The organism is Pseudoalteromonas sp. Isolate6 (assembly GCF_022398435.1).
Lineage (GTDB): Bacteria > Pseudomonadota > Gammaproteobacteria > Enterobacterales > Alteromonadaceae > Pseudoalteromonas > Pseudoalteromonas galatheae.
In genome coordinates this window covers 1-15,757 of record NZ_JAKEVK010000105.1, presented here as the reverse complement: position 1 = coordinate 15,757, position 15,757 = coordinate 1, and the positions used below count along the sequence as shown (strand labels likewise).

Genomic DNA, 15,757 nt, shown 5'->3' with positions numbered 1-15,757 from the left:
ATTTACAAGGAGGTAATATGACAACGGGGCTCATGTGTATTTTTGGTCAATGTTAGAAAATTTCAAGTCATAGTACTTTTTATGCGGCTTGCTAAAGTCATTACTACTATCATGAGAGATTGATTTATTGGTGTGGTTGATCTCATACTGTTTCTAATACAGGTTAGCCAGGTGCCTAGCAAACAAATAAGGAGTCGTATGGATACGGAGTTTATCTCTTTTATTTTTTATCTTTTTGTATTTATTGGCGCTGTTTTTGCTCTACAAGATAGACAGAGGCTTAAGCAACTAGTCAAAAAGGTACATCAATTACAAAGCACGATAGAGCAGCAGAGTCGCAGGATCTCGGCTCTTGAAAGCCGAGACTATTCTGAGCAACGACCGCCAGAGCAAACACGTACAGAACACAAACATTCTGAGTGTGGGGAAATAAACGTTGAAACAGCTAATAGCACATCATTAATTGCACGGACTGCATTGGGCGAAGCTACGGCAACAGCCAATCATCCACAATCTCAGCAGTCTGAAAGCGAAAGCAGGGTCACTATCGCAAGAGCCAAGCCGAGTAAGAGTAAACCTGCCTTTGAATTTGACTTTACTTTAGATCCCTTATTAAAAGGAAATGGACTCTTCTGGTTAGGTGCCGTGGTGCTAGCTCTTGGCGGTGTTTTTTTGGCAAAGTATTCCATCGAAGCCGGACTTCTTCCCCCAAGTGTACGAGTGATACTTGGGGCTCTTTTTGGAGCTGGTTTGGTTACTGCCGCTGAAGCCGTAAATCGCTACAAAGAAAAGCTAAAAATTAATACTCCATACATTTCTGCAGCGCTTGCCAGTGGTGGCGTGATCACTTGCTTTGCCATGACGCTAGTTGCTTTTGATTTCTATCATTTTATACCGGCTAATTTGGCTTTTGTTTTACTCGCCATTATCTCCTTGGCTGCGACTTCGTTGGCACTGAGATTTGGCCCAGTGCTCGCAGGTATTGGCATCGTTGGTGCGTATGTCGTGCCTGCTTTGGTATCGACAGGTTCTAATAATATCGGTGCGTTACTGCTATATATCAGCTTTGTTTCACTCTCTGCGATATGGGTTGCGGATTATGTGAAACAAAAGTGGTTGTGGTGGCAAAGTTTTGTTGGGCATTTCTTATGGTTTTGCACCGCCGTTGCGGTTGGTGGGAGCGGCGACTTTTGGGTGCTGCTGATTTTTGCACTTATCTCTATGTACTTATATGTGCTGGTAGACGTACTAGGTTGGCGACTGACGAATTCAATGATAAGTCCGTTGCCTGTCAAAGATCTATTAATGCCGAGAAAAGAACAATTGGGAATTTTACTCCCACTGTTACTTATCGCATGTGCGCTAATAATAAAAACCCAAATCGATACGCTTATTTGGGCTAATGTGTTATTTGCTAGCGTTGTTTTGTGTGCGGCTTATAGACATAGTGCACTGGATAGTTGGCCATTTTATTTACTATTGTTTGTACTTCTCTCATTCTACTTAATGCCTAAGGTGGGCACTTACGACGACGTACTTTTTCCATTCACCGGTAAGTATTTGTTTATCCAAGTGGCAGTGGTCATCACGATGTTATTTAGCATGATGATGATTAAGCGATATCCATCAAGGCTCGCTTATTTGATGTTGTTGAACGTGGCACCACTGGCGCTTTACGGTGTAAGCTACGCTATTTCTCCGAGAGCCGCAGAAGCAATTTTATATCCTGTATGGGCGATTGAGATGTTGGCCATCGGGCTATTCGCTTCGTATCGTGCGATGAAAACGGATACAAATATTCAGCAGGTCACTTACCTTATTTTGGCGAACGCCATGCTGAGTTTGTGTTTTACGATGTTACTCTCGGCAAGCTCGTTGACTTTAGCGATTGCGACACAAGTAGCGTCTATGAGTTATTTGAGCTGGAAGTACAAGGTGCGTTTACCTGATTGGCTGTATAAGGCTGCACTTATTGCCGTTGTTACCCGTCTTACTTTTGCGCCTTGGCTTGCAGATTACAAGCACGAAACAATTTTAACCATACATTGGACACTTGTGGTCTATCCGCTGGTGCTGGGTATCATTTGGTTTGCTACCAAATACAACCCTTCAAAGGCCCTAAACACTTGGTTTATGGGCGTCGCAATGCATATTGTTGCGCTTCTGGTCACAACTGAAACAAGTTATCTCTTGATTGGAGACTACCCTGATTTTACTAATCTCGGTTTCCAAGAATCCGTGTTGCTTGCTTTGAATTGGCTGGTGCTTGGCGCCGTATATCTGTGGCGAGGGCAGCTCAGCGAGAAGGGCAACAGACTTTATCCGCTTGCCGCGAGCTTGCTATTACTTGGAAGCGCGTTGCTCCACGCCGATATTTCGTTTGCCAATAATCCGTTTTTTGACAGGCAATACATTGGAGACGGTGTGTTTAATTGGCTACTTTTGCAGTGGTTGGCACCAGCGTGTATATTCGCTGTTATGCTCCAGTTTAAGTTAATACCACCACAATTTAAGCGTTTGGTATACGGACTGATAGCCGTGCTAGGGGTCTTGTTTGTCAACGGTGAAATTCGGGCGTTATTTCATGAGGGGTTCCTTGTGCTGTCGATACCAATGGAGCAATCCGAGTTATATACTTATTCGATTGTTTGGCTATTGATTTCAACCGTATTGATTTTTGTTGCCAAGCAGATAGAGCATAAAGTGCTGATTAACGCCGGTTTTGCAGGGCTAGCTATCGTTATTTTAAAAGCCTTTGTGGTCGATATGGCAAACCTCGAGGGCTTGCTGCGCGCCTTGTCTTTTATCGGTTTAGGCTTATGTCTGGTGGGTATTGGTTGGCTGTTTCAAAAAATGCAGGATCGGCCCAGAGAGGCAAAACCAATGGCGGACTGAATATTGCATTTTGACAACCATTAGCCACCCTCAACAGTGATGCGTGCGCCGCGCATTGCTGTTGACTCTACGTTTAACCTACCTATTTATTGCTCGCTCATACCGGTCTTATTTTGGATTTTAGTATGAGTCACACCGATAAAGCAGCATTTGATGTTGGGTTCAATCATTTCGACATAACTGGTATTCTACGCGGCATACTGAGAAAGTGAGATTGAAGAGATGATCAACGATAAAGATATCATTGAAACCTTGGACGAGCTGGAAGCTTTTTTGTTGCTAGTTGATAACGGTGGCTTAGGATTACAAAACGTGGCCGGTGTGGCACTAGCAACGAACAACAGTGATGGCAGACCATTTATTGCGATTTTGGATGATAAACACCAATTGTTGTTGGGTCGTTGGGTATCTCAAGAGGTGTATGAAAACGGCAAAGACATGGTTCGTTACGGACCAAAGAAAGCGCATTAATATCTCTTGAGTAGCCGCATCATAGGATTTAGGATTGGAGTGCGGAATAAACCTGCTTCCAATCCGTTTTATCGGCGGTTATACGAAAATGCGCCTGTGCTTAAGCGTCGTTTTCAATATAGACGGAGTCGCTTGCCATAAGCTCTATGGCGACGATTTCAGAGCGGTTCATGGTAAGTTTATACCTCTCTAACTGTATTCCCTGAGAAGATTTAAACCGCATTACCAAGTTGATTTGATAGCGGCGTTCAACTGACTTTTTCGAGACCTTTTTCCCTTCAAGACTATAAAGCTTTCCTGCGCCTTTTTTTAGATAGCGTACAAACGAACTCATGTTAAAGGTGATACGTTGCTGTACTTCTTCGTAACCGGGTAAAAACTCATCGATATGTACTTGGTTTTTACAGCAAAAATGCAGTAGATGCGCAGCTTGTTTATTTTGCTGTCGGCGCTTTTTCAGCAGCTTATCAACGTCTTCTGGTAGATCTTTTTTACGAATATGTTCCAGCCATATCGTTTGTGTACAAACGATGGCGTCCGTCACTGAGTTTTTAAACTTGTTGCGCCACTTTGGTCGGCCGCGTTGAATATGACGCCATGCCCACTGGGTTAAGTCTTCTTTGAAAGTTTCTCTAAGACCATAAATGACCCCAAGTAAAGCGATAAGAGCGACGGTAACTTCTTGAAAGTTAGAACGGGCGTTGAGCACAATAAACATCACAAAGGCCATGATAATGCCAGTAACCACACCGCGAACTAAACGCTTTAGATTGGTACTTAAGTCTATAGTTTGTTTGTTAAAAACAACGCCGTATTCAATGAGCCTTTCGAGCAATTTCATTTTATTGGTAATGCGGTTTGGGTCGTCCAACGTCACTTGTGAATTATAGCTCTGCTCTTCACGGTATTGGCTTTCTTGTTGGCAGAAGCTAACAATACAGCTTCGTTCATCACTGAAGTCGCTTGACTTAGGCCCGCTGGAGAGAAGTTTCAAAAACGCTTGCTCAGTATGCCAGCTAAGGTAATTATCTGCGTTTTGGTAGTAAGGTTTGAGCTTATTATCTGGTGGCGTGTAACGTCTTAGCTTTTTCAATAGGCGCTCGGTTTCTTCCACTAATAATTGCGCAGCTGGATAAAACTCATCGGCTTCTTTTAGCTTCAGCGTCTGTTTTACATCGGCATCTAGCGCAATGCGGATCTGATAGCAAAATAGGTTTAGATTAACGCGGTAATCGGTTTTTTGACCTTTGCTTTGGCTGATAAAGCGGCTACGTACCAAGGGAAGGTGGAGTTGCTCCGAGTAATATGCACTGTGGCTTTTTATATTGGCATTAAAATAGTCTACTTCGTTCAACGTGTTGGTATTAATTCCCATATCGGTTGGGATTGAAAAATACAGATCGAGTTGGTTTGTCTCTTTGGGAAGGAGTTGATAGTTGATTTTAAAAGATAAGCTCTCGTCTTGACTTAGTTTGGCTCTGCTCACTCGGGTATGGTGCCTCCTTAAAATAACACTTTGTAATTATAACACAATAACCTGAACAAAACCGGAATAAGCTTTATAACTACTTGTTGTATCTGTTTTTATTAATCGTTTCTTGTTGTCATCTATATCACTTTTTAGCCAGTAAAATGCATAATTAACTATCGCTTAGAAAAGCCAGAAAACAAGAAGCTTGATAACGCAACAAATCAATTTGAGACTTGGTGCGCTAGCATTAGGTTATAGGTGCACTGAATCGCCTTCATTTAAAATATACAGTGGCGTTTGGGTTTTTAGCACTTGTTGCATATGCAATAGGCGGAAAAGCGCTGAATGTGAAGTTCTATCTCCCATTTTCCAACTAGCATTACCATAGCCCCACGGCACCATGACCTTACAGCCGAGCTCTTTTGCGGCAGTTAGTGCATCTTCTGGTGTGGTGTGTACTTTACGATACCAATTAGGATCTTCTTCGCTGTAGTATGAGGCAATAGGAAGTAGGCACACATCAATATCACCGTACTTTTCTTGAATGTCTTTAAAATGCGGTGAGTATCCTGTGTCCCCTGCAAAAAATAGAGTCTTACCTTGGTGTTCTAATATCCAGCCACCCCACAGTGCGGCGCCATGATCTTCGTATAAAAACGGCACCCAAATACGGCTGCTAAAGTGATTTGCAGGCACAAAGTGTGCGGTTACTTCACCAAGTTGTTTGCTTGAATACCACTCCATTTCAGAAACCTTGTATCCATTTTTAGGAAAGTGTTCTGCAAATCCAAGTGGTGTGAGGTAACTTGGTCCAGTACCAATCGCTTCGATATCGCTCTTGTTAAAATGATCGTAATGAATGTGGGAGTACATTACGGCATTGGTTTGCTGTAACTCTGTTTGACTGAGCTGTGCAGGTTGATTGCGATTAAACCCTTCTGAGAGGCGAAATGCCCAGTTTACAGGCCAGTCAAATTGAGCCGTGACGGGGTCAAACAAAAACTGTTGTCCATCTTTGGTATTCACTTTAAAACTCGCATGCCCAAGCCATTGGATAGCAAAGCCGGTATTGAGCGAGAGAGTGGGGGGGTTGCCAACGTAGGTGCAATCTTGCATTTCGGACTGACATTGAATTTGTTGGGTGGCTGGATAACAGTTTTCGTCGCAAGTCACGGGGTAATCTTTAAACTTATTGTAGATGTTGGAATATCTATCTTCATACCCTTCTACAGAGCTATGTTTTACCACGGAAGACTCAGATTGTATTCGCTCTACAACATTACTATTACTGCAACCTGTTAATGGGATTAAGACTGCTAAAGCAAGCCTTTTCATGTCTATTCCTTTTTATAATTATTAGCTATTTTTTGAGTTTACCAATAAAAGGAAATAGGGGATAGCGGTGAGCTACTTAGCGGGAGTTGGATTAGCGCGTAATCCAACTTACATTACAGGCTAAGGACTAGGAATTACGTTCCTGCGCCTCAAACTTATATCCTGCTCCGTAAATGGAGTGGATAAAGTCGTATTTAGGTGCGATGCTTTGTAGTTTCTTACGAATATTTTTGATATGGCTATCTATGGTCCTGTCGCTAACAATGTGGCTATCGTCATAAATGTGATCCATCAATAAGTCGCGACTATAAATTCGACATGGATGACCGTACATAGCCTTTAACAGCATAAACTCGACATAAGTGAGCGTCGCTTTAGCGTCGAGGAAAGAGACAAACAAGCTCTCTTCATCCAGTTTAAGTTTGCTCTCTGTTTCTGACACTGTGCCGCGTTCGTTTAGTGCCACGCGCCTTAAAATGGCTTTTACTCTGGCGACGACTTCTTTTGGACTATAGGGTTTGCACACGTAATCGTCAGCACCAACTTCTAGACCAAGTAGGCGATCAATTTCTTCTATTTTGGCGGTGATCATGACAATAGGCACGTTTGAGTAAGCTCTGATCCGTTTGCAAATTTCGATACCGTCAAGATTAGGTAGCATGAGATCAAGCAAGATAAGGGCGGGTTGCTGTTGTTTAAAAGCTTCTTCAGCCAATGCGCCATCGTGAACACAATGGCTGGTATACTCGGCTTGAGCCAAATACTTACTTAAAATATCGGCAAGTTTTGGTTCATCTTCGACGATTAAAATATGTTTGTTTGGCACAGTGGAAACTCATTATTTTTTCAGTTCAATAATAATAGCGAGACCACCCAGTTCGCTCAAGTCTGCAGTGATTTTTCCGTTGTGGGCAGCAACAATACTCTGGCATATGGCTAAACCAAGGCCTGAGCCGCCCGTTTTTCTACTCCGCGCTTCCTCTACTCGATAGAGCCTGTCAAATAGTTTATCTAGCTGTTCTGGTGGTACAGAAGGTGCGCTGTCCTGCCAGTAAATTATCGTTTTATCTTGTTGCTGTATGACTTTTACATCAAGGTTTCCCGGTTGCTCAGCTGAGGAATCTGTGTAGCGCAAGGTATTTTGCAGCAAGTTGTCGAATAGCTGTCCAAGGCGCTGCTCGTCACATTCTAAGGTAATATGCTCATCGCATTGCAAAGAATAAGCAAGATGGTGCTTTTCAATTTGGTGACTACTTTTCGCAAACGTGCGTGAGAGCAGGTCGTAGAGGTTTTCTTTATCCATGTTATAAGTGAGCGCGCCACGGTCTGACAGCGACAGTTGGTGTAAATCGTCCACCAGTCGAGTCAATCGTTGGATCTCTTCGTTAAGCGACATAAGTTGTTCGGGATCGCTTGCTATTATGCCATCAATCATTCCCTCAAGTTCCGCGCGGATCACGGCAATTGGCGTGCGTAGCTCGTGCGAAATATCTGCTATCCATTGCTGTCTAGCTATTTGGTTTTGCGCTAATGTGTCTGCCAAGCGGTTCATATCTCTGGCGAGTAAGCCAAGTTCATCTTTACTCGCAATATCGACGCGAGCATCGTAATTTCCTTGTGTCAGTGTTTTTGCATTGCGGCGCAACAAAACAATTGGATTGACCATATATTTACTAAATGGCACGGCAATCACTAACGTAATTAATAAGGCGACGAGCGCAATGATGATGAACTGTTTGCGTTGCTGCTCCGCAAACAGTTGGTCGAAGTCATTGCGTACCAAGCCACTTTGCTCGACGCCTAAGTAGGCGATAATCTGTTCGCGTTTAGGCTGCGCCAAGTGGTCGCTTTGATAGACTGGGAACCACAGCGAAGTCTGCTTACTTTTCGGTGTGCCCATAATAATATTGCCTTGTGCGTCTTTGATCAGCAGGCGCTTTTTATTGTCCAAACGAGGTGGAGGGCCGTCATGTCTTCGTGGCCCTCTTTCGCCTCTTTCACGATGCTTTGGTGGTGGACGAGAATGTGGTCTATCTCGCGGGCGCTCATCTTCAGAAAGACCATAGAAGCTACGCACTATGCTGTTCCAATCTTCTGAACCTCGATATACCCAGTCCAAAGAATCATGGCGTGCATACGTCTCGGCAACTTGCGTTACGACCTCTTTTAGTTGAGCCCGGGAAGTATTTTCAAGATAGGCCGTAAAGCTTTTTTCAAACGCTAATTTATTGGCGATATAGATAGCCAGCACCAATGCGGTGTTGGCTATCAATATTATCAGCAATAGTTTGACGCGAATGGTCATTTTCATAGTTGTTGTTATTCCACCCGTTAACGTTGAGCACGCAAGCGTAAATTATCAGGGTCTGGTGTGCGACGGTTCGGTACCCATCTTTTTACGCACTGCTGGTCTTTTGCGCACTTGTCTGTCAATGCATGTAAAAACGCGACCAGATCTTGCTTTTGTTGTGGTGCTAAATTAGCAGCAACAAAAGGTGACTGGCGCAGTAACGCTAACGCCGCTTCACTATTTTCTCTCGCTTGTAGGTTTAGTGTGTCACACTGAGCGGTCAAGGCAAACTGCTTTAACCCACATGCACCACCACGTTGAAAGAATTGCTCGACGGTTTGCTCAGGATTTGAGTAATGATTAACCACCTGCTCTAATGTTTCGTAGCCGCCTGAATGGCCATATGGCGCAGTCAGGGCAATGTTTATTAGGCTTGGGACTTTGAATGCGAATTGGTTTTGAGGCGAAGGGTCAATTGCAGCACGCCCGATGTCGGCCTTATTATCTTGCGTACCAATACCATACTGTGGAAAGGCGAGGTTAAAGAAACCATTGTTAGTGAACCGCTCACCGCTGTGGCACCCTCCACACCCTGCACCGCCTTCAGCAACGGGAGTAAAAAAGAGTTTAGCACCACGTTTTTGTTTGTCGCTGAGTGCGCCACGCTCACCTCGGGCATAACGATGCCAATCAGTATCCACCATCACAAATGACGCTTGATACTGGCCGAGTGCGAAGGCAATGCTATCAAAAGTAATTAAGGTTTGCGCGTCTGCTTGTGAGTTGAATGCTTCTCTAAAGGCTTGGAGCCAATCATTGGTGGCCAAGCTTCCCGCTTCATCGCCGTAATCGCCAATACGTTGTGCGAGATGCGAGCGAACTTGCTCATTGGTTTCGGCACTTTCGAAAGCTTCACCACGCATTTCTTCACGAGAGGTGACAGGAAAACGGGACAGGGTTGCAACTAGTGAGTCTGCTGCGTTTGGATCTGGCTGATTAAAACCTGAATCAGGTGTGCTGATAAAACTGCTCTCATTACCTTGATCGTCAGTGGTGGTCACTCGTTGAACACGGCCGTCCCAAAATAAAGCGCTATTCTCAAACCCTGTATTAAAAATGGTGGGAGAGTTTCGCGGGATATTGATGTCATCATTCACAGCCTGGCGGCCTGGGCCTATCACATCACTTTCGACTGCATTGGTACCAATTGGCAAGGAAAGCCCATCGGCGCCACCGAGTCTGGGGTCGTGACAGCTGGCACAGGCGACTGACTTTTCTCCTCCAAGGGCTTTGCTAAAGAATAACTGCATGCCGAGCTGAGCGATGGGATCTGAGATCTTCGGCAGTTGCTGTGCACCTGCGACTCTGCCAGTAATACCGTGAGCAGTAATAATTTGCGAGAGCTCGTCATCTAATACCGAGCTTGGTTGCGGTTGACTCGGAGGCGGAGGTGGTAGAGGTCTATGTTGTGCTGCTATTGGTAAACTTGCCACCGCGGTAACAAGTGCCATTGCACGTAGAAAGTTCGCGTTGTTCATCGTTATTCCAAACCTTATTGTGATTCGAGTTTTAAAAATGACAGGCAAAAGTGCAGAGAATGTGGAAAGCAAAAACTTTATGCTTAGAAAGTAGACAAAACTCTTATACCAAAGGCTAGGATCTGTTGACCCGATTGAAATAGTACAAGGCTCAACTATCTTTTAGTAATTGGTGGTTAGTTTGGTTGTACTCCTTGTGTCTAGAAGTCGGCGTCGATTTATTCAAGCTTCTTTAGCGGTATGCGCGAGCCTTTCGTTACCATATCAACAGGCGTTTGCTACGGTGCAGCCCTCAGAGGAGGAGCTCGCCAAACGCCAAAATGCACTATATGTATTAAGGTTGGCTTCTCCGTACCCGACTAATTTGTCTGAATTTATTCCACATATGCACAACGAGTTTAAGCAAAACGTTGAGCGTATGACTAGAGGAAGGGTATATGTGGATATTCACCATAGCGGTAAGTTAGGCACAGGTCGAGAGTTAATGGCTGCGGTAATGCGTGGTCAGGTGGAAGGCATACTTATATCAGTATCAAATTTGTCTCGTGCGCTGCCCATGCTAGATATTTTAAACATTCCATTTTGGGCGGGCAGCAATCAAGCATTTCTAAACTTGATACGCTCTCCACATTGGCATTCGTTAGTTGTTGATCCTATCAACCGCCAAGGGAAGCTCACGATATTAATGCATCATATTGCTGGAGCACGAACGTTATCGAGTATCAAGCACTTCAATCGGTTAATTAATTTACCTGATAAGCTAAAAGAAGCGGTGTTGAGAGTACCGGCATCTAGGGTGTTAAGTCATTTTTATAGTATGACTCCAGCAAGTGTTGTTGATGTTCCATGGGCCAACGTTGCAAAAATGGCTCGCACAAAGCATATAGATGTGATTGACCCCAGTGTCGTTGGGCTGTTTGCCGGCCCCGATCAGCTCAAAAACCAAATTGGTCATGTATCTCTTCTAGAGAGTGTTCCTGATGCTTGGGTGACAGTTGCGAACCAACAGTGGCTAAATACGCTGCCCTTACGTATAAAAGGAGAAATAGAGGAAGCGGCACAGCAGACATTTCACATTCATGTGTCGCAAATTGAGCAACTTCAGCAGCGTTGTGAACGAGCGTTGATGGCGTTGGGTGCAAAGCTGTACCAGCCAAGCCAAGATGAAGTGCGCCAATGGCAGCTAAGATTTGGACACCACAACGCCCAATGGAATGAAGTTAAACGCGAGCTGTTGGGTAGCACCCGCGCGTTTCAACAGCTGTTGGATTCGACAGAGAGAAAGGCATATTAGTACCAATAAAATTAACTTCCAATCAATTTGAAGGGTGAAATAGCATATTAGCTTCGTTAAAAATTTCTCATTTAGAACAACTAAATAGCAAAATTTTTGCCTTGCCTATATGGATATAGGTACCTTAGCGGTAGCAGGACGCGAGAGCGGTGCTACTAAAGCTATTTCCCCGCTTCAAGATAGATCATTTACTTAATACAACTGGTATAACTCGTTTACTTATTACAATTTCAGTAATAATAGGAGCCGTTGATTGGTTAGAAACTTATAATACAGTTAAAACTTTTGCACTCGCCAGTTAAGTAGCTCACCGACATAAATTTCCCCCTTGTGATTGACAGCAAGGCCGTGAGGAAAGCCAAATTCAGATTCACGCTTGCCCCACTTTCCGAGCCTCTCTGTTACTTGGCCATTAAAATCAATCTTGTTAATTTCGCCGCTTCGGGCGTCAGAAATAACGAGAGAGTTAGCATTAAGGCGCTCTATCTCATAGGGAAAACCAATGTCTTTCCATTGCTTTAAGAATTCACCCTCAGTATCAAAAAGCTGAATTCTTGCATTTTGTCTGTCAGTGACATAAAGCGTATCATCAGCATCAATATATAACGAGTGGGGGAAGTTGAACTGCCCCGGAAGCTCTCCTTTCTCACCCCACGCTTTCACTAGTTTCCCATATTGATCGAATTTGACGATACGAAAATTTCCCCCGTCAGCAACATAGATATTACCTTTACTATCAAGTGCAACATCACTGGGGGAAGTAAACAAGTTGACTTGATAGCCGTTTTCAAACCAACCTAGACCTTTAAAATCTTTGCGCCCTAAAATTAATTCAATGTTACCTTCAGGGTTAAGCTTCAGCACTTGGTGTGTTTGTTGGTCTGTTGTCCAAATACTCCCCTGGCTATCAACAAATAAACCATGAGGAACGGCAAATAACCCTAAGCCAATTTCACGTTTAAACTGACCAGTTGCACTAAAAATTAGCAGTGGGTGTAGCCCTCTGTTAAACACGACAAGATCGCCGTTTGGTAAAAATTCTAATCCAGTTACTTCACCTAAATACCAATCTTTCGGTAAGGTTAGGTCGACATGTTTAGCATCTTGCTGTTGCTTACCTCCTTGTGCTGCTAGGCTGTTTTGAGTGATCGCAATAAACATCATTAAGAAAAAATATTGCAAGAACTTTGAGTAGTATTTTGTATTCATCAATTTGATCTCCGTGGTTGGTAATGCCATTATCACTACCAGATAAGTTCCTGAAAATAGCGCTAATGGAATGTATTAACTTCCACTGAGGAAATAATGGATAAAGACTTAGTGTATTTACTTAGGGTGTTTTGTGTTGTAGTGGAGCAGAGGAGCTTCGTTAAAGCATCGGAAATATTAGGTGTACAGAGCCCCGCAGTAAGTAAAGCAATTGCCAAGCTTGAACATTGTGTGGGCAAACGCTTGTTAAACCGTACGACGCGTGCGATCGAGCTTAGTGCCGCTGGGAAAATAATGTATTCCAAAGCCGTTGAACAATTGCATGCTTTAAAAAATATGCTTGATGACATGAAGGCAAGTGAGCGCATACAGGGAAGGTTGACTATTACCGCAACACCTGCGATTGGCGAGTTACTTTCTGAGTCAATGCTAATTGATTTTCAACGTCAATATCCAGATCTTAGTTTATCACTCAATCTTACCAATGAGCAGCTTAATTTGCCCTCGCAGGAGATAGATATTGCGCTCAGAAGCAGTGACTCTTTGGAAGATTCATCACTGACCAGCCAGCGGATCACAAGCTGTAAGAGAGTAATTGTCGCAAGCCCTGAGTACTTGGCGTCGAATGGGATGACAAATGAGCCATCATGCCTGACACAGCATCGATGTTTAAACTTTACTCATCGTAAAACCCTTAATGACTGGGCTTATAGTGATGGCTCTTGCCGTCTCAGTGTAAAAACTGCCACTGCGTTTTCTAGCAACAGTTATGCGGCACTAAAATCGCTTTGTGTCCAAGGTGGCGGGGTAAGTCGGCTATTTGAGTATCAAGTACGCAGCGAGATAAACAGTGGCGAACTTCAAGTTTTATTCCCAGAATATGATTGGGGAGAACAAGTGGTACATGCGATCTATCATGGTAAATCGTATGACTCTCAAAAGGTCAGTGCATTTATTCATTTTATTAAGCGTGCAGACTTTGCATCTTGATACGTCTCAACTCCGTCTAGGGGTATACAAACGTTACCGGCTCTTTCTTGAACTCTGGGATCCCGTACCTGCCAATTGGAATGAGTGGTGGCATTTTAATTTAAGTAACGATGGCTATTTACTTTATTAGACGACCGGTCTAATATTTAATTTATGAATGAAAGTAGTATAAAACGGCGTCGTGGCCGGCCAAAAAAAGAGCAAGCTGGTTTTAGTGAAACTAGGGCGGCATTGATCCGAACAGGTATGGAAATTCTCACCGAAAAAGGTTTTGCTGCTACTGGGATTGATGCCATTTTGCGAACGGTAAATGTACCAAAAGGGTCTTTTTATCATTACTTTGCGAGCAAAGAGGCATATGGTTTAGTACTGATTGAACATTACTCATCGTTTCTAAGTGCAAAGCTCACTAAAGCATTATCCGCTGAGGGTCTTGAGCCGTTAGCCAGACTTGCACTATTTATGGAGCAAGCTGAACGGTCGATGGCTAAATATAATTACACACGAGGCTGTTTAGTTGGCAATTTAAGTCAAGAAATTGCTCAGCTACCAGAATCTTTTAGAGACAAACTAGGTGACGTTCTGAATGAGTGGCAAATCTTGGTCGCTCAATGCTTTGAGCACGCCAAGCAGCTTGGTCATATTTCAACTGAGCACCATTGTGATGAACTGGCCTACACGTTTTGGAATGGTTGGGAAGGCGCAGTTATGAGAGCCAAGCTTGAACAAAGTGGTGTACCACTTCAGCGTTTTTCAACGTTTTTTATTCGCTCGATTCAAATGCCGGATTAACCAAGCTACATCTGAGCAGGGTATGCCCCGCTTTTTTGTAATTTAATAGACGATCAGTCTAATTAATGGAGATGATATGTATAAAGCAATAGTCATTGATAAACAAGATGGTAATTACGTCGCAACACTGAATGAGGTAACTGGATCAGAACTCATGCCAGGAGACGTTGATATAGACGTGTTGTACTCAACGCTAAACTACAAAGATGCGTTAGCTATTACTGGCAAGTCTCCCGTAGTTAGGCACTTTCCTATGGTTCCTGGTATCGATTTTGTGGGGAAAGTGTCTACTTCGTCGCATCCCGATTATCAGCCTGGACAACTTGTGATCCTTAATGGTTGGGGAGTAGGTGAAAAGCACTGGGGAGGTCTGGCACAAAAAGCGCGAGTGAACGGTGACTGGTTGGTTCCTTTGCCGACTCAATTTGAGGCAAAAGATGCGATGGCTATCGGCACCGCAGGGTATACCGCGATGTTATGTGTGATGGCGCTTGAACGCCATGGTGTGACACCTGAACGAGGCGAGATACTTGTGACTGGTGCAGCTGGGGGCGTAGGAAGTGTTGCCGTCGCTATTTTATCAAAGCTTGGCTACAGTGTTACGGCGCTAAGCGGGCGGGTAGAGCAAGAAGCTCAATTTCTTAGCCAGCTTGGTGCGCAAAATGTGATCCATCGCAGTGAGTTAGAAGGAGCTGGTAAGCCGCTTGCAAAAGAGCGTTGGGCGGGGGTGGTAGATGTAGTTGGTTCACATGTTTTAGCAAACGCCTGTGCTAGCACACAATATGGTGGCGTGGTCGCTGCTTGTGGGCTAGCTGGTGGTATGGATTTACCTGCCACAGTGGCGCCTTTTATTTTACGAGGGGTGACGTTGGCAGGTATTGACAGTGTGATGTGCCCCAAAACGTTAAGAATTGAAGCATGGCAGCGATTAGCGCGCGAACTTGAATTAAATAAACTCAATATGATTGCCCATGAAATTACGTTGAATGAGGTGATTGCCACCGCAGCGGACTTGCTTGATGGCAAAGTAAGAGGGCGCGTTATTGTTGATGTTAACGCTTGATGTTTGGTTAAGCAGAGTTTTGTCAAAATTTAGGTCGACCGCTATTGAGCAGGTCGATGCGATTACCTACAATACAGCATGCTTAAATAATTGAAGAAACAAAATGACAGATTCAACTGAAAAACCAGCATTGCCAGATAGACTTTCTATCAACCCTCGTAGTCCGCATTACGCAAAAGAAGTGCTAGAACACCACATTGGCATTCGTTTCAACGGAAAAGAGCGCACTGATGTTGAAGAATACTGCATCAGCGAAGGCTGGATTAAGGTAGCATCACCAAAGGCATTAGACCGTCGTGGTCAGCCTTTGCTACTGAAGTCAAAAGGGACTGTTGAAGCTTACTATTGCTAAGCTTAACAAATATTGAAGATACAAAAATGCCGGACTTTGTCCGGCATTTTTTTACAT

At 43.9% G+C, this 15,757-nt stretch carries 13 protein-coding genes; 7 read left to right on the top strand and 6 right to left on the bottom strand.

Going from position 1 to position 15,757, the window contains the following annotated elements; genetic code table 11:
* Positions 1-198 precede the first annotated feature (198 nt).
* A complete protein-coding gene (locus tag L1D50_RS14395) occupies positions 199-2,895 on the top strand; it encodes a DUF2339 domain-containing protein (protein ID WP_239966277.1) in 2,697 nt (898 codons plus the stop codon).
* Positions 2,896-3,117: 222 nt separating this feature from the next.
* A complete protein-coding gene (locus L1D50_RS14390; protein WP_128725923.1) occupies positions 3,118-3,366 on the top strand; it encodes a hypothetical protein in 249 nt (82 codons plus the stop codon).
* A 100-nt stretch (positions 3,367-3,466) separates the two neighbouring features.
* On the opposite strand, the gene L1D50_RS14385 is transcribed toward L1D50_RS14390, so the two are convergent.
* The 5 genes from L1D50_RS14385 to L1D50_RS14365 all read right to left on the bottom strand — a co-directional run bounded on the left by L1D50_RS14385 (position 3,467) and on the right by L1D50_RS14365 (position 10,000).
* Positions 3,467-4,852, bottom strand: coding sequence for a hypothetical protein (locus L1D50_RS14385; protein ID WP_128725922.1), 1,386 nt, complete (start codon positions 4,850-4,852; stop codon positions 3,467-3,469).
* Positions 4,853-5,089: 237 nt separating this feature from the next.
* Positions 5,090-6,172, bottom strand: a complete 1,083-nt coding sequence (locus L1D50_RS14380) for an MBL fold metallo-hydrolase (RefSeq protein WP_239966276.1) — start codon at positions 6,170-6,172, stop codon at positions 5,090-5,092.
* A 127-nt stretch (positions 6,173-6,299) separates the two neighbouring features.
* Positions 6,300-6,998 carry a response regulator gene (locus L1D50_RS14375; RefSeq protein ID WP_128725920.1) on the bottom strand — a complete coding sequence of 233 codons (699 nt, stop codon included), beginning with the start codon at positions 6,996-6,998 and terminating at the stop codon, positions 6,300-6,302.
* 12 nt (positions 6,999-7,010) lie between these two features.
* Positions 7,011-8,483 carry an ATP-binding protein gene (locus L1D50_RS14370; protein ID WP_128725919.1) on the bottom strand — a complete coding sequence of 491 codons (1,473 nt, stop codon included), beginning with the start codon at positions 8,481-8,483 and terminating at the stop codon, positions 7,011-7,013.
* 20 nt (positions 8,484-8,503) lie between these two features.
* Positions 8,504-10,000, bottom strand: a complete 1,497-nt coding sequence (locus L1D50_RS14365) for a cytochrome c peroxidase (protein ID WP_239966275.1) — start codon at positions 9,998-10,000, stop codon at positions 8,504-8,506.
* Between the two features lie 196 nt (positions 10,001-10,196).
* Between L1D50_RS14365 and dctP the strand changes: the two genes are divergently transcribed.
* The gene (gene dctP / locus L1D50_RS14360) at positions 10,197-11,294 is read left to right on the top strand and encodes a TRAP transporter substrate-binding protein DctP (RefSeq protein ID WP_138521869.1); all 1,098 of its coding nucleotides are present in this window, start codon (positions 10,197-10,199) and stop codon (positions 11,292-11,294) included.
* A gap of 276 nt (positions 11,295-11,570) precedes the next feature.
* On the opposite strand, the gene L1D50_RS14355 is transcribed toward dctP, so the two are convergent.
* Complete coding sequence (locus tag L1D50_RS14355; RefSeq protein WP_161568672.1) at positions 11,571-12,503, bottom strand: peptidyl-alpha-hydroxyglycine alpha-amidating lyase family protein; 933 nt, start codon at positions 12,501-12,503, stop codon at positions 11,571-11,573.
* Between the two features lie 96 nt (positions 12,504-12,599).
* Between L1D50_RS14355 and L1D50_RS14350 the strand changes: the two genes are divergently transcribed.
* From L1D50_RS14350 to L1D50_RS14335, 4 genes are all read left to right on the top strand, one after another.
* The gene (locus L1D50_RS14350) at positions 12,600-13,493 is read left to right on the top strand and encodes a LysR family transcriptional regulator (RefSeq protein ID WP_239966274.1); all 894 of its coding nucleotides are present in this window, start codon (positions 12,600-12,602) and stop codon (positions 13,491-13,493) included.
* A 153-nt stretch (positions 13,494-13,646) separates the two neighbouring features.
* Positions 13,647-14,285, top strand: coding sequence for a TetR family transcriptional regulator C-terminal domain-containing protein (locus L1D50_RS14345; protein WP_128725914.1), 639 nt, complete (start codon positions 13,647-13,649; stop codon positions 14,283-14,285).
* Between the two features lie 76 nt (positions 14,286-14,361).
* A complete protein-coding gene (locus tag L1D50_RS14340; RefSeq protein WP_239966273.1) occupies positions 14,362-15,348 on the top strand; it encodes an MDR family oxidoreductase in 987 nt (328 codons plus the stop codon).
* Positions 15,349-15,451: 103 nt separating this feature from the next.
* Positions 15,452-15,700: a DUF3297 family protein gene (locus L1D50_RS14335; protein WP_010370670.1), complete on the top strand. Its 249-nt coding sequence runs from the start codon at positions 15,452-15,454 to the stop codon at positions 15,698-15,700.
* Positions 15,701-15,757: the final 57 nt, after the last annotated feature.